Raw genomic sequence first — 17544 nt, 5'->3', positions numbered from 1 at the left:
GTGGAACCAGAGAGCCAGACCCCCGCAGCCCCGATCGAGCAGCCTGCACAGGCGCCCGTAGCGGCACCCTCGACGACCGAGCCCCCGGCCGCACCGCCGGAAACGGACTGGAAGGCCGAGGCCCGCAAGTGGGAGACCAGGGCGAAGGAAAACAAGTCGGCGGCCGATCGCCTCGCTGAGATCGAAGAGGCGAACAAGACCGACGCGCAGAAGCAGGCCGATCGAGTGGCGGAACTCGAAAAGAGTGCCACCGCAGCGAAGGTCGAGGCGCTGCGCTACAAGCACGCCGCCAAGCACGGCATCAGCGAAGAGGATGCCGAGCTGTTCCTCACGGCGTCCGACGAGGACACCATCGCCAAGCAGGCGGAACGGTTCGCCGCTCGCAACCCTGCAACCCCGCCGCCTCCGCCGACCGGCGCCTATGTGCCCGGCGAAGGCCGCACCCCGACAACTCCGAACCTCGACGATCAGATCGCCGAGGCGACGAAGAACCGGGACTTCGCCCGTGCGATCGCGCTCAAAGAGCAGCGCGCAGCGCAGCAACGACAAGCCCGATAGGAGGGCCAAACCATGGCTGGAATCACCGGTATCGGTACCACGTTCAACCTGCCCAACTTCCACGGTGAGCTGTTCGCGCTCACCCCCGCCGATACCCCGCTGCTGTCTGCGGCCGGCGGCATCGGCGGCGGTGCACAGACCGACAGCACCGCGTTCGAGTGGCAGACCTACGACCTTCGCGACGCCGCCTCGCGGCCGCGGCTGGAAGGCGCGGACGCGCCGACCGCTGAGGAGCGGGTGCGCGCCAACGTCGAGAACGTCGTGCAGATCTTCCACGAGGCGGTGTCGACCAGCTACACCAAGTCAGCGGCGGTCGGTCAGTACAACACCGTGACCGGCGCCCCGTTCTTCTCGAATGCGGGCGAGCCGAACCCGGTCGGCAACGAGCACTCGTGGCAGATCATGCAGTCGCTCAAGCAGATCGCCCGCGACGTGAACCATGTCTTCTGGCACGGCACGAAGGTCAAGCCCACGACCAACGCGACGGCCCGGCAGACTCAGGGCATTCTCGGCGCGGCCACCACGAACGCGCTGCTCGCCGACCAGGCCCTCACCACAGGCGCATCGGCCGCGACGGACACGATCACCGTGACGCACAACCTCGTGCCCGACGACAAGGTCGTGTTCACCGACGTCGGCGCGTCCACCACGATCGTGCCGGGTCGTGCCTACTGGGTGAAGTCGAACAGCACCACGGCGTCGTTCAAGATCGCGGCCACGAAGGGCGGCACCGCGATCACCGTCGGCACCGCGACCGTGTCGTTCTACGGCATCAAGGCCGCGACCGTGGTCACGCCCGACCGCATCGGCGAACTGCTCCAGAGCGTGTTCGACAACGGCGGCATCACCGAGCAGGGCACCGCGACCCTGTTCGTTCCGTCCGGGCAGAAGCGCGCGATCAGCAAGGCTTACGCCACCGCCTACAGCTCGACCGCCGGGATCATGGGCGGCACCCGCAACGTCGGCGGTGTCGTCATGGACACCATCGTCACCGACTTCGGCACCCTGAACATCACGGTCGACCGGGCGCTGCCCGCCGACGCGATCGCCGTCGTCAGCATGGAACAGATCACCCCGGTGTTCCTCAACGTCCCCGGCAAGGGCGTGCTTTTCGAGGAGGAGCTCGCGAAGACCGGCGCGTCGGACAAGACCCAGGTGTACGGCGAGATCGGCTTGAAGTACGGCAACGAGCGCGCGCACGGCGTCTACCGCGGTTTCTACGCCTGACAGGGAAGGGGCCGACTCATGCCATGGGCAGAAGCATCCGATGTCCGCGACCGCTGGGTCGGCCCCGGCGCCTTCCCTGCCGACGCCACCGATTCGAAACTGACGATCCTGATCGCCGATGTCGAGGACTCGATCGTGTCCGAGTTCCCCGACATTCAGCAGCGGATCGACGACTACGCGACGCCGCCGGATCCCGTGAACCCGCGGGCGATTCCGAAGGCGCGCGTGGTCAAGGTGGTGTGCCGGATCATCTTGCGCCACATCCGCAACCCGGAAGGGATGCGGTCGAAGACGATGGGCGCGGGCCCGTACTCCGTCGGCAACACGTTCGGCGGCGACGAGCCCGGCACGCTGGCACTGACCGAGGAAGACCGCAACGAGCTCGCCGGACTCGGCTCGCTCGGCGGTGGTCAGAAGGCGTACACGATCAACACGATCCCGGTGTCGTCGTGAGTTTCCCGCTGGCGCACACGGTCGGGCTGCACGTCTGGTCGGCTGGCGACGACGACGGGCACGGCAACACCGCCGATGTCTACACACCGCCGCTCGACGAGGACGGCACCCCGCATCCGGTGATCGGATGGGCGGTGCCGACTTCCACTGAGCCCGCGGTCGCGGGGCACGACCGCGTCGCCGTCGACGTCGAGTTGCTCACCCCGCCCGGATTCCCGGCCCGCCCGCATGACGTGATCGATCTGCCGTACGGGCCGTCCGGGCAATTCGAGGTGATCGGCGAAGTCGGTGGCACCGAGGGCACGCCGTTCGCGTGGATACCCGGCGGCACCTTGAATCTGCAAAGGGTGGACGGATGACCGACGCACAACCGGACTTCGCGCGCGGCGCGGTCCTCAACACCGACACCGGCGAGATCACCATCGGTGGCGCACCGCTGCCGTGGCTGTACAGCGAGGGCGAGCCTGCGCTCGTCGCCGGACAGAACGGCGAGGTTCTGCCTGCGATCCGGCTGTCGATCGCGTGCACCGATCTCACGGTGATCTCGCCGAGCAGGGCACTCGACGATGAGGAGTTCAGTGATGCGTCTCGTGATGAAGCGTGATGCGCTCTACGAGATCCGGCGTGCGCCTGGCGTGCAGCGAGATCTCGAACGTCGCGCGCGCAAGGTACTCGCGGCCGCCGGCGGCGAAGCGGCGGGCTACATGATGTCGACCACGCAGGGCGAGAAGAAGCCTCAGGGTCGTTGGCGGGCGGCGGTGTTCACCTCGAACTTCAAGGCGATCAAGGACAACGCGCGGAACAACACGCTCGTGCGAAACTTCGGCGCGGCTCGTGGCTGAGCCGGTCGCGCCGGCCGACGCCGAGGGCCTCGCTGTGGCCGCCGTCAAGGCCGGGCTTGCCGCACGAAGCGATACGGCCTACGTCGGCACGAGGGTGCCACGCGAGCGTCCGGCGCGTATGTGCCGGGTGTCGCTCGTTGGACAGGCGAAGGTGACACTGGTGCACTTTGCCGCGTCACTGCTCGTCGAGTGCTGGGACACCACCGAGGCCGCGGCGCTGCTGCTCGCCCAGCGCGCGTACGCGATCCTCGCGGCCACAGCCGATGAGGGCACGATCGTCGCCGTCGACGAGGTGGGCGGGATCGTGAACTTTCCCGATCCCGACATCAACAGTCCACGCTACCAATTCACCATGCAGCTCACCATTCACGGCGACCTGCTCTGAACTTCCCCCGGCAACGGGAGGAATCACGAAATCCATTTCGGGCCTGCGAATTCCGAAAGGATTGAACAATGGCCGGACCTACCGTTGCCAATATCGGTGTGGGCGCCCCGCTGGCGTCCGGCGGTATCTCGATCTTCGCGCCCGGCGCGAGCCTGCCCACCGATGTCACCCCGATCACCCCGGCAGGCGCGACCCGCCTCGGCTACGTCGCCGACGATGGGCTGCGGCCCAGCGGCGAACGCACCTCCTCGCCCATCTACGACTGGGCGGGCGACCTCATCTACAGCCCGCAGGACCAGCACAGCACGGCATTCCAGTTCAAGCTGTACAGCGCGTTCGACCCCGACACCCTCAAGGAGGCGTTCGGCTCGGAGAACGTCACCACGATCGGCGACCTGACGATCGTCGAAGAGACCGGCTCGCCGTTGGGGATCCATCCGTGGATGTTCGACATGCGGGACGGCAGCAAGCGCGCTCGCATCGTCCCGGCCGAGGCGCAGGTCACCGCGATCACCGAGGGCCCGTTCGTCCGCAACGGCTTGCAGAGTTTCGACTGCACGCTGACCTGCTACAAGGACGCCAACGGCGTGAAGGCGTACCGGTACTACAACGCCAACGCGGCGGCGGGCGCCGGCCTGCCCGTGGTTTCCAGCCGCACCCCGGCAGGCAACCTGCCGACCGCGGGCGGCGACCTGCTGATCCTGCGCGGCACCAACTTCACCGGCACCACCGGCGTCACGATCGGCGGCACCGCCGTCCTCGACCTCGAGGTCGTCGACAACCGGACGCTGACCGTCATCGTCCCGGCGAAGACCGCGGGCACGCACAACCTCGTCGTGACGAACGCGGCTGGCGCAGGCACCCCGCTCTCGGTCACCTACGCGTGACCCCCTGAACCCCGGCGGCGCGGTCTCCCTCGCAGGCCCGCCGCGCCGCCGGGCCCTTCTCTGCTCGGCCTGCGAATTCCGAAAGGGCTTGCGAGATGGCTGTATTCAACGTGCCCGCGCGCGCGGGTGACCTCAAGAAGAACCGCTTCGAGTTCAAGATTCCTGGCAGTACCGAGGTGCTGAGCCTGCCGTTCCAGGAGTTCATGCCCGCAGAGGGCGAGGAGTACATCGACGAGAACGTGCGCGACCCGAAGCTATCGCGCCGCCAATACATCCTCGGCCTGATGGCCGCGATCGATCCGGCGGTCGGCGAGAAGGTGGCCGCGGCCGCGCTGGACCGCAAGCAGCTCGGCGACCTGTTCGACGCGTGGCTCGCGGCGTCGGCGGTGGACCCGGGGAAATCCTCACGCTCCGCAGATTCATAGCGGAGCACGAAACCGAGGTGACCGCCGACCTTCTGGCGGCGGGCCACCACATCTGGGAGCTCGGCGAGTTTCTGAGCTGGCACGAATTTGCCTGCTGGCTCAAGCACCTCAAGCCCGGCACGGCGACCGTAGACAAGCTGCTCGCCCTCGCGGCCGAGGAAGCCAAGCCCGAGGACGAACGGGTCGTCGGCGGCAAGTCCGGCGATGCCCTCCCGATCGACGAGCTGAACGCGTGGCTCGGCTGGGACGACGACACGGAAGGCGGTGCCGATCTTGGCGACTGAGCTTGCGACCGGATACGTGTCGATCGTTGCGGACACCCGGCAGGTGCCCGGCCAGTTGGCCAACGCGTTCCAGTCCGCGGGCGCGTCGGCCGGGCGCAGCGGTGGCGAGGCGGCGAGCGGCGGCATGCTCGACAGCCTCAAGGGGATGGGCGCCGCGGGCGTGGCGGGGGCACTCGGCGCCGCGTTCGTCGGCGCCGGGGTCGTCGTGGCCAAGACGTTCTGGGGTGCGCTCGAAAACGGGATGCAGCAGCAGAAGACGCTGAACCTCAACCAGGCCAAGATCGGCGCCGACGATGCGACGATGGCCAAGATCGGCCGCGCTGCCGCGGACGCGTACGTCGGTGCGTTCGGCGACTCGGTTGAGGACAACATCGCGAACGCGTCGGCGGCGTTCTCGGCGGGCCTCTTCGATTCCGACTACACCCAGCAGCAGATCACCGAAGTTACGAAGCAGCTGCAAGCCGTTTCGACCGTGCTCGACACCGACGTGTCGGAGTCGATCAAGGCCACCTCGATCCTGATGAAGGCCGGGCTCGCCGACGACGCCACGCACGCCCTCGACCTGATCTCGGCCGCGGCCGCCAAGGGCAGCAACTTCGGCGGCGACCTGCTCGAGAACATCACCGAATACTCGGCGGGCTGGAAGCAAGCGGGCATCAACGCCGAGACCGCGCTGTCGCTGATCGCCCAGTCGGGCGAGGCGGGCGCCGATGTCGGCGACCGCGCCGCCGATGCGCTCAGGGAATTCGGTCGGCGCATGACCGAGGAGACGGACAAGATCGAGGAAGCGCTCGGCCAGCTCGAGGAGCTGGGCGGCCTGATCGATCCGGCGAAGATCTTCGAGGATCTCGGCAAGGGCGGCGAGGAGGGCGCGGCTGCATTCGACGCGATGTTCGATGCGATTCGACGCGTTGAGGATCCGGCGAAGCGGACCCAGATCACCGCGGAGATTCTCGGCGACACCGCGGGCGACTTCATCAAGGTGTTCCAGGAATGGGACCCTTCGGAGGCGGTCGCGAAGTTCGGCGCGACGGGCAATGCCGCTCAAGGCCTGGTCGACAAACTGGGCGCCGGGGGCGCGAACTCGCTGGAATCGGCAAAGCGCTCGATCGAGGTCAGCACCGACCAGATCAGCTTGGCGCTGGCGAACGCCTTCGGTCCGGAGTTGGCCAAGCTCGCCGACTGGGTGTCGCAGCACCAGCCCGAGATCCTCGGGTTCCTCGGCGCGACGGCCGACGCCGTGCTGCTCGGCACCGAGGCGTTCATGGGCATGGGGTACTGGGCGCTCAAGGCGGGCGAGTACATCCTGACCGGCATCGGGAATTCGATCGGCACCGTCACCGGTCCGCTCGGCACGATCGCTTCGACGATCGGCAACATGACCGGCAACCAGACGTTGAAGGATCTCGGTCAGGATCTGCGCGACGTCAAACAGACCATGCTCGACGCGGGCACCGCGGCCGGCGACATGGCGACCTGGGTCAGCGACACCGCGATCCCGAAGCTCGGCGACCTGCGCGAGAACGTCGCCGAGAACGTCGAGATGATGAAGAACCACGCGTCGGTCACGCGCGCGCTCGGGCAAGAGGTCGCGTTGCTGCCGTCCGAGAAGGACATCATCATCCGGTCGAACACCCCGGAGCAGCGCGCCGAGCTCGAGAAGCTCGGCCTTCGCCTCGTCGAACTCGACGACCAGCCCGGCGTGTTCAAGGTCGTCGGCAACACGGCCGAGGGTCAGAAGATCATCGACGATTTCGTGTCGACGAACAACGGCAAGAAGGTCTCGACGACCGTCACCGCGGACACCACGCAGGCACAGACCGCGCTCGACGCGTTCGTCACGAAGAACACGAACACGCGCGCCGTCAACGTCGGTGTGAACTCGCAGCTGCTCGGCCTGCCGACTGCCCCGAACGCGAACGGCAGCATCCGCACCTACGCGAACGGCAAGCTGCCCTCGGACGCGATCATCCAGCCTGGCAGCGGCCGGGGCCTGGTGCAGTGGGCAGAGGGCGAGACCGGCGGCGAGGCCCTGATTCCGCTGGCACCGGGGAAGCGCGAGCGGTCCCTTGCGATCTGGGCAGAGACCGGTCGTCGCCTCGGTGTGATCACGATGGCCGACGGTGGGATTGTGCCGGGCAAGGCCTTCGCCCAGAGCATGGACCCCGCCGTCTACGAGATGGGCGGATTCAGCACGAGCTCGATCGACTGCTCGGGCATGGTCTCGGCGACGATCAACGACGCGATGGGCCTCGACCCATTCAGCTCGCGGATGTCGACGATGTCCGAGGGAGATTGGCTCGCTGCTCGCGGTGGTAAGTCCGGTCTCGGTGGCGCGGGCGACATCTCGGTCGGCTGGTACGACAACGGGGGCGGGCCGTTCGGGCATACGGCGATGACGCTCGGAGACGGCACGAACGTCGAGAGCAACGGCAGTGAGGGCGTCGTCGTCGGCGGCCCGGTCGGTGCCGACGACCCGATGTTCACCAACAGGATGCACATCCCGGCGGCGTTGCTGCGCGGCGGCGNGAGAGCAACGGCAGTGAGGGCGTCGTCGTCGGCGGCCCGGTCGGTGCCGACGACCCGATGTTCACCAACAGGATGCACATCCCGGCGGCGTTGCTGCGCGGCGGCGACCTCGGCGGCGGCGCAGGCGGCACGGGCGCCGGCGGCACGGGCGCCGGCGGATCTGGCGCCGGCGGATCTGGCACGGGTGCGGGAGGCGGGGGAGCGCCTGGCGGCGGAAACGCTGGCGGTGGCAACGCTGGCGGCGGATCGACGGGCGGCGTGACGATCGGCGGTGTCGAGATCCCCTCGGGCGTAACGCCGGTGTGGATCGTCGGCACGAGCGGCAGCAGCACGAACGTGTCTGCCTCGGATACGTCGACGGTCGCGCCGGACGTCACCAGCTCGTCGTCGACGAGCAGCTCGTCGACGACGGGCGTGCAGACCCTCGAAGAGGCGTGGAACACCGGGCTCGGCCGCTTCGGTGACGTCGGCACCTCGTTCTTCGAGGGGCAGGTCGACGACGCGCTCGGCACGGTCGGGCTCTCCCGCTCGGGCGGCGCGATCCAGACGCTCGTCTCGACGATCTACGACAAGGTCACCGCGGCGATTCAGTCCGAGCTCGCCAAGCAGAACGTCAACCAGTCGTCGGCGATCAGCCAGTTCGGAGGGTCGCGATGATCGACCGCAGCTCGACCGGCCTGACGATCATTCTGCACGGCTGCGACGGGTCGACGTGGCACGTGCACGGCAAGGGCGCTGGCGCCGAAGGCGTGTACTGCGCCAAGGACCAAATGAAGGGGCTGTTCTCCCCGCCGGTCCGGACCGCATGGGCGTCGGGCGCGCGGCAGCGCGGCGGCAAGATGCGCGGGTTGTGGTTCGATCCGCGCGACACCGACCTCGGATTCCACCTCGTCCCCGACCGGGTGCGCGTGGACCCCGAGACGCTGATGTCGGCGTGGTGGAACGCGGTCGGATTCCGTGAGGACGAATACGACTGGGACTCGAAACTGGCTCGCATCGAAGCGATCTCGCCGAAGGGCGTGAGCCGGTTCCTCGATATTCAGCTGCGCGATGCCGTCGACTTCAACCCGGGGATTGACCCGCTGATGCGACGGCACGCGAACCCCGTGCTGCCGCTACGAAGCGGGCAACCGTTCTGGTACAGCGAGCCCGATGTTTCGACGTGGTCGACGAGTTCGACGTCCGGCAGCGGCGAGGTATTCGGGAGCAATCCATCGCCGATCCCGATGTTCCAGAAGTGGAACATCACTCGCGGCAACTGGACGTTGCCCGACCGGTCGATCGAAGGTCCACCGCGGCACCGGTTCCTCGGTCGGTCCAAGCGCACCGGCCGTGACGACAGCGCCCGCGACATCCTCATGCCGCCGATCACCGCGGTGCAGGGCGGCGCCACGGTCGACCTCGACCCCGACGCGCTGATGGTCCGTGACGCACACGGCACGAACCTTCTGGGCCAGATGCCCGTCCCCGGCCGGTACTTCGAGTATGAGATCCCGCCGTGGACACAGCGTCTCGCGCTGCCGGTGAGCGTGACTGGTGCGCCCGCCGGGGTGGGCGCGATGGTCCAGCTCGTGATGCCGCGGCTGTGGCCGATGCCGATCGGGGGGTGGTGAGATGCCCGCGCCGACGACACCCGTGACGGAGATCAATTTCGGGCTATCCCTCGAGGAGCAGTGCGAACAGATCTGGAAGGCCACGCGGGAGCAGGAGCGCAAGCAAGAGCGGATGCGCGCGGCCGACCCGGTGGTGAGGCTCTTCGACGCCGAGATGCGGCTACAGCACCTCGTGCAGAACGAGTACTCGCAGGCGCTCGTGCTGCCGTCGAACGACACCGGAACGATCAGCCTCCCTCTCCCATTCGATACCCCGGTCGGTCAATGGCTTTTCGACGAAAAGCAGCGGCTCGACAACGGCGAGGGTCGCAACGTCAACATCATCGTCACCTATTGCGGCAGCAAAATCGGCGGCCTCGTCGAGAGTATTGATCTCGACCTCGATCCGCAGACCGGCGATCAGATCATCACCGCAAATTTTTTGACGGATTACGAGCGGCTGAAATGGTATTCGTGCTGGTCAAACCCATGGTTCCCTGAGTGGATTCAGTGGCCCCAGGTATTCCTACTGCCCGGTCCGATTACGTGGATTCTGTCCGTCATGCTCGACCTCCAAATTCAGCGTGAAAAGAATTCGGGGTGGGCGGTCCCGTCGGACCCCATGGACCCGGACCAGCGCGGAGACCTCGACCAGTCCACGTATTCGATGGTCGTCAAGCCGATCAGCTTTATCGAGGCGATGGCGAGCGGCGTGCTGTGGGGAATTGCGATCTCGCGATTCAAGAATTTCCACGACATGGCGAAGCCGATCATGGACGACGGCGAAGTCTGCTGCCAGATCGACATCTACGAGGAGGGCGACCCCGAGCCGTGGCCCGGCGCGAACCTCCGGCCGGGCACCAGGATCGTCCGCTTCGAGGACCGGTCGGGCACGTACTCGGGTACCGCGCACGGCGGCACCATCTGGGACGGCCTGATCCGCACCGTCCGGGAGTTCGTCGGCGACATGATCGACTCGTCCGAGTCGCTGATCACCGACGGCACCATCCCGCCCGAGTACTACGACCCGGCGAAACCGCCACGGACACAGAAGATCTTGCCGTTCGTGGTGTGGCGCGACGGCGAGATCTCCGGCCTCGACCGGTACAAGTACCGGCGAACCCCGAGCAAGGGCATCCAGGTCGTCACCGGCGGCCACAGTATGCCAGGAGTTAACGAGGGCATCTCTGCGTTCATCCAGATGGTCGGCGATCTGATCGCCGCCGCCATCGTCGTACCCCCCATTGGGGGCACGGTGGACGCAATTCTGTCTCCTATATACACAGATGCGTTAATGGCATTTATGGTGGCGCGCAGTGCATCTCGCGCGGCCACCCAAGGATGGACGCGCTACTTCGAGCTGTTCCAGTCGAGCAGCGGCAAGGCCTACACGCTGTCGTCGCTGCTGGTGTTGCGGGCTGGTTTCTGGGCGACCCGGGCGTACGACACCGTGCAGTTCGGTGCCCGCGACGCGGCGCCGTTCGTCATCGGCGAGGCCGGGCATGTGTGGCTCGACGACCGGTGCGGCTTCACGATCCGGGGCGATCGCACTGGCCGGATCTACATGGACCGGGTGAGCAAGGTCGAGCTGCGCTGGGACCGCAATACGCGGCCGACGTGGTCGATCACGATCGGATCGTCTGCGGCTCTGCAAGATCCGGTCGCCCGCGCGTGGGAGCGCCTCGAGGAGTTCACCGACGCGATTCAACAGCTCGGCCTGTTTGGTTGAGCGGAAGGGCCTGCGATGCAAGAGAAGTTGACCCGGCAGCAGCGGCGCGCGAAGGAGCGCGCCGCCGCGTCGAAGAAGTCGAGCGAGGACAAACAGATCTCGCGGATCGTCGGCGGCCGCGTCGACGGAAAGACGTTCGACAAATGGCCCGGCTGGGAGGGGCGCGGCGTCCCGACCCGCGAGAACTGCGACCCGGCGAACCCGCGGCAGGCGTTCCTGTGGATGTTCACCGCGCCGCCCGGGCAGGCTGGTGCGCCGCTGATGATGCCCACCGAGTATTTCGAGCTGCTGTCGTGGCGTATGTGGGTGCTCGGTGCCCGGCCGGTCGCGGAGCCCACCCAGAAGTGGCAGGCGCCGGTCAACGCGACCGCCAATCCCTGGACAGCCTCAGGCAAGTGGGTCGACATCAATACGCCGGAGCCGGAGCGGAAGACAGTCGCGCAGCTGATGCGCGAACTGCCGGCCGCGGACCGGGCGGAAATCCGCAGCGCGGTGCTCGCCGAGATGGGTTTCGAGGGCGAGACGCTGCCGGACCGGGACCGGCCGGGCCCGCCCGCGATGACGTACACCGTCGCGACGCTGGCCGAGCGGCTCGGCTCGACCGTCGATGAGCTGCTCGAAGTGCTCGGCAATCTGGGCCTCACGAACCTCGTCGCGTCCAGCTCGGTCGGCCGCGACGTAGCCAACCGCATCGCCGCCCACCTGGAGGCGTGATGTTCGACCCGACCGCGCACACCGTCGCCGAGGTGCTGGCCTACCTCGCGGCCCGCCGACCCGGCCGAGGTCGGCCGCGTGCTCGCCGTCGAGCGCCGAGGCCTCGCCCGCGACGAGATCCTCACCCGCTTTCCGCCCTCGCTCGGAGGGCGACCCCCGACCCCGAAGGAGCCTGAACATGGCTGATCCCGTATGGCTGCCCGACGTGCTGCGGGCCGAAGGACTCGAGGTGCGTGAGTACCCCGGGTGGCGCGACCGCGGACACGGTGATTTCGGATCGATTTGGGGTGTCGTTGTCCACCACACCGGCAGCTTCGGCGCGACGCCGGCGAGCATCGCCGACCATCCCGAGCTCGGCCTGTGCTCACAGCTGTACCTCGGCAGCGATGGTGTCTACACCGTCGTCGGCGCTGGCATCGCCTGGCACGCCGGGCAAGGGGCGTACCCCGGTCTCCCGATCGGCAATGCGAACAGCGTCACGATCGGCATCGAGGCGGCGAACGACGGCGGCGGCGTGCCCGGTCGCCCGCACCGGTCGTCGTGGTCGGACGCGCAGTACACGGCGTACGTGCGCGGCGTGGCCGCCATCCTGCGGCGCCTCGGGCGCGACGCCTCGCACGTCATCGCACACCGGGAATGGGCCGGTGCGGCGCAAGGGAAGTGGGATCCCGGCGCGATCGACATGAACACCTTCCGCCGCGACGTGCAAGCCGTCATCGACGGCGGCTCACCGGGCGGCACCGACAACGAGGAGGATGACGTGAGCTGGCTCGAATCAGCGGTCAAGAATTTCAAGAACACCTCGCTGAAGTGGAAAGACGTGCTGTGGTTCATGGACCGCAACACCTCGCAGACTCGCGATCAGCTGCTCGGCGAGGACGACGGCAACGGCGGGTTCAAGGGCTGGAAAATCCTCGGCCGGTCGAAGATCGACCCGAAGCGGGACAACACGGCCGTCGAGGCACTGGCCGAGGTGAGGACCGATGTCGCCGAGATCAAGCGTCTGCTCGCCGAGCGGGAATCGTGATTACCCGGCTGCTCGAGCTGGCGGCGCGCGAGCCGGTCGCGGTGCGCTTGGCGCCGGTCCTGATCGCGGTCGTCGGGTACCTCGTCGCCCGCGGATGGATCGACAACCAGCTCGCCGAGCTGCTCGTCGCACTAGTCGTCGCGGTGCTCGGCGGCGGCGCGATCGTCGGCGCGCGCGCCCGAGTCGATCCCCGGCCGGGCGGGCGTCACGCTCGGCAGGAGCTCGACGAGTGACCGACCTATCGGCGCTTCCGTGGGATCAGGTCGGCACGGTGGGCTTGGCGCTCATCGTGATGGGCCTCGTCGTCACGGGGCGCTTGGTGCCGCGCGCGACTGTCGAGCGGCTGCTCGCCGACGCCGCCGCGCGCACAGCATTCCTCGAGCGACATATCGACGCTCAGCAGAGTGTGAAATCCGAACTCGCCTCGCAGAACACCGAGCTGTTGGGCACGGCCCGGCTCGCGACGACTCTGCTACGGGCGGTCGCCCCGAACAGCTTCACCCCACCGAGGGAGACGCCGCATGTGGTTCCGGACGAGGGCTGAGGAGTCGGCGCCGACGCGGGATGCCCGTGTCGGCGCCGAGCGTGCCGAGGCCGAGCTCGCCGAGGTAAAGAAGCGGCGCGCGGTGGTCGACCACCTGGCCGAGGTGATCGCGGTTGCGATCGACCGCAACCACTTCGGCGAGCAGATCGAGCGTTCGCTCTCACTACGACGGAGGAGCCTATGACGATCGCAATGAACCGCGCCGCCGTCGTCGTCGCGGCGCTGGCCGGGCTGATCGCGTTCCTGCTCGTGCCCGACCGTGAAGCGCTGGCGACGGGATTCCTCGGCGCTATCGGGGCGCTCGGCTGGGCGTTCGTCGCGGTCTACGGCATCCGCAGCAACTGGCGCAGCACGGCCGCCGGCCGCGGTGTGATGCGGCTCGTGCTGTGCCTGACCGTGATCTGCACACAGGGCATGGTGACGATCCTGACCGACTACAGCTACCCGGGTCGCGAGGTGATCCGGCCGCTGCTGCTGCTCGGGATCGCGCTGGCGATCCTCGACCTGCTGCTCACCCTCGTGCGCGTGCAGCGAGCCCGGGGAGGTGGTGACCAGTGACAGCACCCGACGGGGCATCACCCCCCGGCTCGATGGCCGTCGGCCTGTTCCATGGGCTACAGACAAAGTCGGTCGACGAGATGAAGTCGACGATGTCGGGCGGCGTGATGGGCGCGTTCAGCCACTTGCAGGACACCGCGCACGACACGTACAACGACCCGCTGGCCGAGAAGCCGAGTATTGAGCAGGTGCCGATCGATTCGACGATGTGGCACACGATGTCGCCGAAGGAACAGGCGACGTTCCCGCGCGCGCAGCTGGTCAAGCTCGTGCGGAACGCCACCAATTCCGGCGGGTCGGGGGACTCGGCGCACACGCACGGCATCCAGCAATTCGCGACCGTGCCGGACTATCAGCCGTCCGGTAACAACTCCGATTTCGCTGAGATCGGATTCATTCGGATCTCGAAAGACTGTGCGTTCAACAAGGCCGGGTTCATCACCGGTGACTCGGCGACGTTCCTCGACGTGACCGGCGCCTACCTCGGCGTCTACCGGATGCACCCGGATACCGGCGATCTCACTCTGCTGAACACCGGCACGTACACCGTCAACATCAAGTCGGCGATCACGCAGACGAACACCGAGACCCTGGTCGGGCTCGGCGGCACCTTCACCGCGGTGCAGAACGAGGTGATCGCCGTGGCCCTGGTGCAGGACACCAGCGTGGTGCAGACCGCGGCGTCGATCATGTGCACGCGCATCACCGATCTCAATCGCGAGGCCTCGTCAGCGCGGCCTCGCAAGGCCTACTGCTACGCGGGCCCGTACAACACCGGCCTGCTACCGACGTTCCTGCTGGAGTCCGACCAGAACTTCAGCGCCTCGACGAAGCTGCCGTTCTTCTACCTGCGGGAGGTGTGAGCGTGGCCGACAAGCTCGCGCACGTGAAGGAGTTCTTCTACAGCGTCGCGCTCGACGGGTTCGGCATCCGCCGGCACATCGGCATCGACGCGCTGCCCGAGGATGTGAAGGCGCTGCACAACCGGATCATCCCTGCGCTGTTCCACGCGATACAGGCCGACGATCCCGGCTACGACCCGCACGCCTTCCACTACCTGAGCAAGGCGGGCACCGAGGCGCGCGGCACCGCCGGGGTGCGGTGGTTCGTCGAGCTGCTGGAGGCGAACCGCGCGTTCATGGAGATCACGGGCGAGAAGTACGGGCCGCTGTACGAGCGTCTGTACGCGCCGGGGCAGCACGGGAGTTTTCTCGGCGACCTCACCGAGGCGCTGCGCCGCGACGATCCCGAGTGGAGAGGGCCGCTGTCATGACCGTCATCTCTGAGCCGATCGCGCACATCGGCGGCGCCGACGACCGGACCGGTTTCGAGTTCTCGTCGCCGGTCCTGCGGGCGTCCGACGACGGCGCGAGCACGATCACTCGCGCGCCGGTGCACCTCGTCGCCGTCGAGGGCGTGCTGACCACACCGGACCTCGACCCCGGACCGTGCACCGTCCGAATCGGGCAGACCGCCTATCAGATCGAGATCCCCGACAGCCCGACCTCGGTCCGGCTGTGGCCGCTGATCGAGGCCGGGCTACCGGTGCCGCCCGAAGAGGAGGCGGCCGCGGTGCGCAACGGCGGCGGGATCGCGCGCGCCCAGAGGATCACCGAAAGCGAGTACGCGGCATTGGTCACGCCGGACCCGGAAACGCTGTACCTCGTCGTCGAGGACTGATCGACCACCCCCATCAGGGCCTGCGAATCCTGAAGGGATACAAGACAAATGGCTGTAACAGCGAAGTGGTATTCAAAGGCGTTCGACGCCGCGTTCAAGAAGAAGATCGACGTCTCGGCGGACACCTTCAAGGGCATGCTGGTGACCTCGGCGTACACCTTCGATCAGGACGCGCACGACTTCAAGGACGACATCACCGGCGAGGTGACCGGCACCGGCTACACCGCGGGCGGCGCGACGCTTGCCTCGGTGACCTTCACCTACAACGCGAGCACGAACACGTTCAGCCTCGACGCTGCGGATCTCGCGTGGGGCAGCTCGACGATCACGGCGCGAGGTCTCGTCGTCTACGACTCGACGCCGGGCACCGACGCCACGCGCCCCCTGATGGTGTTCATCGACTTCGGCGCCGACGTCAGCACCACGGCCGGAACGCTGACGATCACCTTCGACAGCGCGGGCATCGCCACCGTCACCGTGGCGTGAGGCCGTGAGCATCTTCGCGCGGGGCACCGCGCCGAAGCTGCTGCGCCTCGGCGCCGGGCCGGGCGCCGAGGCTGTGTTGCGTGCATACCTCGGCGAGATCCTGGTATGGGACGGCACGGTGCCCGCGCAGGTGTCGGCGCCGCGCGCCCTGGCGGCCGTAGCCGCGCCGGCACCGGTCGTTTCGTCGACGCCGAACGCGATCATGGCCCCGGCCGCTGCCGCGTCGGCGGCGGTGATCGCGCCCACGGTGACGAACTCGTCGTCGATCGCGCTCGTTGCCGCGTCCGCGTCGGCGTCCGCGTCGGCGGCGGGGGTGTCGGCAGATGCCGGGGTGCTGGCGGTGGCGGCGACGTCGGCCGCCGCGGCGATCCCGATCCTCTCGGATACGAACGTGTCGGTGCCGACCGCCGCGGCGTCAGCGGCGGCGCCGGTGCCGACGGTCGAAACGACGGGGTCGACGATTGTCGTTCCGCCGGCCGCGGCCGCGAGCGCGGATGCGCCGATCCCGATCGTGTCGGCGGCGAAGTCGGTGGCAGCACCGGCGGCTACCGCGTCGGCGGCGGCCGTGGCGCCAGTCGTGAGCGGCGGCGCGTCGGTGGCAGCACCGGCGGCTACCGCCTCGGCGGACACCGTGGCGCCCGCGGTGGCCGCGGTCAACTTCGCGCCCTCCGGCATGACGAAGAACGGGACCGCCACGGCGGGGACTGGCTGGGCTGTCGTCCCAAACTGGTCGCCGAATACCGGCACCTACCCGGGCAGCTCGGTGGACGCGTCGCATCGGCTTGTCGTCCAGGGCAGCAAGACGAACGCGTCGCTGTCGGCATCGGTCCCGTACTCGGGGGCGATCTTCGGTACGACGCACCGTATCCGGCTCGTCGACCAGGCGGGCAACGTGCTCGTCACCGGTGCCAGTGTGGGGTCGGGCGCTACGTCGGGCACCTGCACGGCGTCGGCGTCCGGCGTCAACCTGACCGGCGTCACGGCGATCGGGATTCAGATGGACGGCTCGTCGGCGTCCGGCACGATCCCGTCGGGCGCCACCTGCAATTTCACGATCACCTGACCGACCCGGAAACACGAACGCGCCCCGCCGATCTGGCGGGGCGCGTTTCGTCGTTTCGGGCCTATTTGAATTCGGGGCAGTACGTTCCCTCCGCAGCGCCGACGATGTACGCCGAGTCGGTGAGCGACCATCCGCCCTTGTCGGCGATCGTGACAGCGATGACGGTGTCGGAGTTGCCCGCTCGTCGGCCGTCGCAGATGGATTGCGCGAGCTCTACCGCAGCGTCGCGCGACGAGTACCGGATGCCCTTGCTGTCGAGGGCCATGGTGAAGGCGAGCGCGTTGATCTCGTCGTCGGTGAAGGCGTTCGACGTCGGCCGGGCGGGGGCGGTGGTGCGCGCGGTCGTCACCGGCGGCGGCGCGGCCGCGTACGTCGTCGCCCTGGTCGTCGTGCTCTCGTCGTCGGCGCGGTCGTTGCTGCCGAGCATCGCGCCGCACCCGCCGCACAACGCGATGAGCAGCCCGACGATCGCGAGAATGATCCACACGCCCGCGTTGCTCTTGCGGGGCGGCTGCGGTCGCGCGGGGTAGGGCGGGCCCGGCGGCCCCGGCCGAGGCGGGT

The 17544-nt window shown here is 68.0% G+C and carries 26 protein-coding genes; 25 read left to right on the top strand and 1 reads right to left on the bottom strand.

Features of this window, described 5'->3' with window-relative positions:
- From V8688_RS14180 to V8688_RS14060, 25 genes are all read left to right on the top strand, one after another.
- Positions 1–558 (top strand): hypothetical protein, encoded by a 558-nt coding sequence (locus tag V8688_RS14180; RefSeq protein ID WP_342800979.1) that lies wholly within the window; start codon positions 1–3, stop codon positions 556–558.
- 12 nt (positions 559–570) lie between these two features.
- The gene (locus V8688_RS14175) at positions 571–1785 is read left to right on the top strand and encodes a DUF5309 family protein (protein ID WP_342800978.1); all 1215 of its coding nucleotides are present in this window, start codon (positions 571–573) and stop codon (positions 1783–1785) included.
- 18 nt (positions 1786–1803) lie between these two features.
- Complete coding sequence (locus V8688_RS14170) at positions 1804–2238, top strand: hypothetical protein (protein WP_342800977.1); 435 nt, start codon at positions 1804–1806, stop codon at positions 2236–2238.
- Entirely contained in the window at positions 2235–2597 is a 363-nt protein-coding gene (locus tag V8688_RS14165; RefSeq protein WP_342800976.1) for a hypothetical protein, read from the top strand. The genes V8688_RS14170 and V8688_RS14165 overlap by 4 nt, the downstream gene beginning before the upstream one ends.
- Entirely contained in the window at positions 2594–2842 is a 249-nt protein-coding gene (locus tag V8688_RS14160) for a hypothetical protein (protein WP_342800975.1), read from the top strand. Before V8688_RS14165 ends, V8688_RS14160 begins: the two co-directional genes overlap by 4 nt.
- Complete coding sequence (locus V8688_RS14155) at positions 2820–3080, top strand: hypothetical protein (protein ID WP_342800974.1); 261 nt, start codon at positions 2820–2822, stop codon at positions 3078–3080. Before V8688_RS14160 ends, V8688_RS14155 begins: the two co-directional genes overlap by 23 nt.
- Positions 3073–3465 carry a hypothetical protein gene (locus V8688_RS14150; RefSeq protein ID WP_342800973.1) on the top strand — a complete coding sequence of 131 codons (393 nt, stop codon included), beginning with the start codon at positions 3073–3075 and terminating at the stop codon, positions 3463–3465. Before V8688_RS14155 ends, V8688_RS14150 begins: the two co-directional genes overlap by 8 nt.
- Positions 3466–3533: 68 nt before the next feature.
- Positions 3534–4352, top strand: coding sequence for an IPT/TIG domain-containing protein (locus V8688_RS14145; protein WP_342800972.1), 819 nt, complete (start codon positions 3534–3536; stop codon positions 4350–4352).
- 95 nt (positions 4353–4447) lie between these two features.
- The gene (locus V8688_RS14140; RefSeq protein ID WP_342800971.1) at positions 4448–4777 is read left to right on the top strand and encodes a hypothetical protein; all 330 of its coding nucleotides are present in this window, start codon (positions 4448–4450) and stop codon (positions 4775–4777) included.
- A gap of 17 nt (positions 4778–4794) precedes the next feature.
- Positions 4795–5061: a hypothetical protein gene (locus V8688_RS14135; protein ID WP_342800970.1), complete on the top strand. Its 267-nt coding sequence runs from the start codon at positions 4795–4797 to the stop codon at positions 5059–5061.
- Positions 5062–5077: 16 nt separating this feature from the next.
- Positions 5078–7852, top strand: a complete 2775-nt coding sequence (locus V8688_RS14130; RefSeq protein WP_342800969.1) for a phage tail tape measure protein — start codon at positions 5078–5080, stop codon at positions 7850–7852.
- Positions 7849–8247 (top strand): hypothetical protein, encoded by a 399-nt coding sequence (locus V8688_RS14125; RefSeq protein WP_342800968.1) that lies wholly within the window; start codon positions 7849–7851, stop codon positions 8245–8247. Before V8688_RS14130 ends, V8688_RS14125 begins: the two co-directional genes overlap by 4 nt.
- Positions 8248–8309: 62 nt before the next feature.
- The gene (locus V8688_RS14120) at positions 8310–9203 is read left to right on the top strand and encodes a hypothetical protein (RefSeq protein WP_342800967.1); all 894 of its coding nucleotides are present in this window, start codon (positions 8310–8312) and stop codon (positions 9201–9203) included.
- Position 9204: 1 nt separating this feature from the next.
- Positions 9205–10911: a hypothetical protein gene (locus V8688_RS14115; RefSeq protein WP_342800966.1), complete on the top strand. Its 1707-nt coding sequence runs from the start codon at positions 9205–9207 to the stop codon at positions 10909–10911.
- 27 nt (positions 10912–10938) lie between these two features.
- On the top strand, positions 10939–11625 hold the full coding sequence (locus V8688_RS14110) for a DUF2744 domain-containing protein (protein ID WP_342800965.1): 687 nt from the start codon (positions 10939–10941) through the stop codon (positions 11623–11625).
- A gap of 178 nt (positions 11626–11803) precedes the next feature.
- Positions 11804–12652: an N-acetylmuramoyl-L-alanine amidase gene (locus V8688_RS14105; RefSeq protein WP_342800964.1), complete on the top strand. Its 849-nt coding sequence runs from the start codon at positions 11804–11806 to the stop codon at positions 12650–12652.
- Positions 12649–12885, top strand: coding sequence for a hypothetical protein (locus V8688_RS14100; RefSeq protein ID WP_342800963.1), 237 nt, complete (start codon positions 12649–12651; stop codon positions 12883–12885). Before V8688_RS14105 ends, V8688_RS14100 begins: the two co-directional genes overlap by 4 nt.
- Positions 12882–13196, top strand: a complete 315-nt coding sequence (locus V8688_RS14095) for a hypothetical protein (protein ID WP_342800962.1) — start codon at positions 12882–12884, stop codon at positions 13194–13196. The genes V8688_RS14100 and V8688_RS14095 overlap by 4 nt, the downstream gene beginning before the upstream one ends.
- A complete protein-coding gene (locus tag V8688_RS14090) occupies positions 13174–13380 on the top strand; it encodes a hypothetical protein (protein WP_342800961.1) in 207 nt (68 codons plus the stop codon). Before V8688_RS14095 ends, V8688_RS14090 begins: the two co-directional genes overlap by 23 nt.
- Entirely contained in the window at positions 13377–13754 is a 378-nt protein-coding gene (locus V8688_RS14085; protein WP_342800960.1) for a hypothetical protein, read from the top strand. Before V8688_RS14090 ends, V8688_RS14085 begins: the two co-directional genes overlap by 4 nt.
- Positions 13751–14617 (top strand): hypothetical protein, encoded by an 867-nt coding sequence (locus V8688_RS14080; protein WP_342800959.1) that lies wholly within the window; start codon positions 13751–13753, stop codon positions 14615–14617. The genes V8688_RS14085 and V8688_RS14080 overlap by 4 nt, the downstream gene beginning before the upstream one ends.
- A 2-nt stretch (positions 14618–14619) precedes the next feature.
- A complete protein-coding gene (locus V8688_RS14075) occupies positions 14620–15027 on the top strand; it encodes a hypothetical protein (RefSeq protein WP_342800958.1) in 408 nt (135 codons plus the stop codon).
- Positions 15024–15434 (top strand): hypothetical protein, encoded by a 411-nt coding sequence (locus tag V8688_RS14070; protein WP_342800957.1) that lies wholly within the window; start codon positions 15024–15026, stop codon positions 15432–15434. The genes V8688_RS14075 and V8688_RS14070 overlap by 4 nt, the downstream gene beginning before the upstream one ends.
- 48 nt (positions 15435–15482) lie before the next feature.
- The gene (locus V8688_RS14065; protein ID WP_342800956.1) at positions 15483–15920 is read left to right on the top strand and encodes a hypothetical protein; all 438 of its coding nucleotides are present in this window, start codon (positions 15483–15485) and stop codon (positions 15918–15920) included.
- A 4-nt stretch (positions 15921–15924) separates the two neighbouring features.
- A complete protein-coding gene (locus V8688_RS14060; protein WP_342800955.1) occupies positions 15925–16983 on the top strand; it encodes a hypothetical protein in 1059 nt (352 codons plus the stop codon).
- Between the two features lie 61 nt (positions 16984–17044).
- Here V8688_RS14060 and V8688_RS14055 read toward each other — a convergent pair.
- Positions 17045–17544 (bottom strand): DUF732 domain-containing protein (locus V8688_RS14055; RefSeq protein WP_342800954.1); only part of this gene is annotated, 500 nt, incomplete at its 5' end.

This window comes from Nocardia sp. No.11 (assembly GCF_038752175.1).
Lineage (GTDB): Bacteria > Actinomycetota > Actinomycetes > Mycobacteriales > Mycobacteriaceae > Nocardia > Nocardia canadensis.
Note: the sequence above shows the minus strand (reverse complement) of the source record. Positions and strands in the feature narration are given on the sequence as shown.

Coding starts and splice junctions, on each gene's coding strand:
- V8688_RS14070 (WP_342800957.1), top strand. CDS start 15,024: ATGACCGTCATCTCTGAGCCGATCGCGCACATCGGCGGCGCCGACGAC.
- V8688_RS14155 (WP_342800974.1), top strand. CDS start 2,820: ATGCGTCTCGTGATGAAGCGTGATGCGCTCTACGAGATCCGGCGTGCG.
- V8688_RS14175 (WP_342800978.1), top strand. CDS start 571: ATGGCTGGAATCACCGGTATCGGTACCACGTTCAACCTGCCCAACTTC.
- V8688_RS14160 (WP_342800975.1), top strand. CDS start 2,594: ATGACCGACGCACAACCGGACTTCGCGCGCGGCGCGGTCCTCAACACC.
- V8688_RS14090 (WP_342800961.1), top strand. CDS start 13,174: ATGTGGTTCCGGACGAGGGCTGAGGAGTCGGCGCCGACGCGGGATGCC.
- V8688_RS14170 (WP_342800977.1), top strand. CDS start 1,804: ATGCCATGGGCAGAAGCATCCGATGTCCGCGACCGCTGGGTCGGCCCC.
- V8688_RS14105 (WP_342800964.1), top strand. CDS start 11,804: ATGGCTGATCCCGTATGGCTGCCCGACGTGCTGCGGGCCGAAGGACTC.
- V8688_RS14115 (WP_342800966.1), top strand. CDS start 9,205: ATGCCCGCGCCGACGACACCCGTGACGGAGATCAATTTCGGGCTATCC.
- V8688_RS14085 (WP_342800960.1), top strand. CDS start 13,377: ATGACGATCGCAATGAACCGCGCCGCCGTCGTCGTCGCGGCGCTGGCC.
- V8688_RS14140 (WP_342800971.1), top strand. CDS start 4,448: ATGGCTGTATTCAACGTGCCCGCGCGCGCGGGTGACCTCAAGAAGAAC.
- V8688_RS14145 (WP_342800972.1), top strand. CDS start 3,534: ATGGCCGGACCTACCGTTGCCAATATCGGTGTGGGCGCCCCGCTGGCG.
- V8688_RS14065 (WP_342800956.1), top strand. CDS start 15,483: ATGGCTGTAACAGCGAAGTGGTATTCAAAGGCGTTCGACGCCGCGTTC.